The organism is Treponema sp. JC4 (assembly GCF_000260795.1).
GTDB lineage: Bacteria > Spirochaetota > Spirochaetia > Treponematales > Treponemataceae > Treponema_D.
This window is the reverse complement of record NZ_AJGU01000135.1, coordinates 1-476: the sequence shown is the minus strand read 5'-3', so window position 1 is coordinate 476 and position 476 is coordinate 1. Positions and strand designations below refer to the sequence as shown.

At 29.0% G+C, this 476-nt stretch carries 1 protein-coding gene; it reads right to left on the bottom strand.

Annotated elements, in window-relative coordinates:
- Nucleotides 1–38: 38 nt before the first annotated feature.
- Nucleotides 39–476 (bottom strand): hypothetical protein (locus tag MSI_RS14840; protein ID WP_202799355.1); only part of this gene is annotated, 438 nt, incomplete at its 5' end.

Genomic DNA, 476 nt, shown 5'->3' with positions numbered 1-476 from the left:
TAAATGCAGAAAGAGATCCAGTTAGCAATGCTTCTCTTCTAAATATTTTTTACTCCACGTTCTCTTTCAAGTCTATATTTGTCTAATACTTTAAGTCCTACTATGATAACAAGTATAATCCAAATAATTATAACTGCTAAAGCAAGATAACCGAAGTCAAAGCCTATTCCAAAAATTCCGGGTAAGAAATAATCAATAACATCCTTTTTAGTAACAAGAATACCATAGAATAATGGAAATGGTAATCCAAAGTATGTAACAAATGTTAATGGTAATGATATATAACCATCACTATTTCCAACACTAGCATTTCCCCAATAGGTTGAATTTACATTATGTCCCCATAAATTTGTATTATCAATAACTAATTGAAGACTAGAAATTTGATTAGCATTCATACGATTAATTCTTGATAATGGACTTATAATTTCCATACTTAATATTTGGGCTAATATTTCCATTAAACCAAACACTGC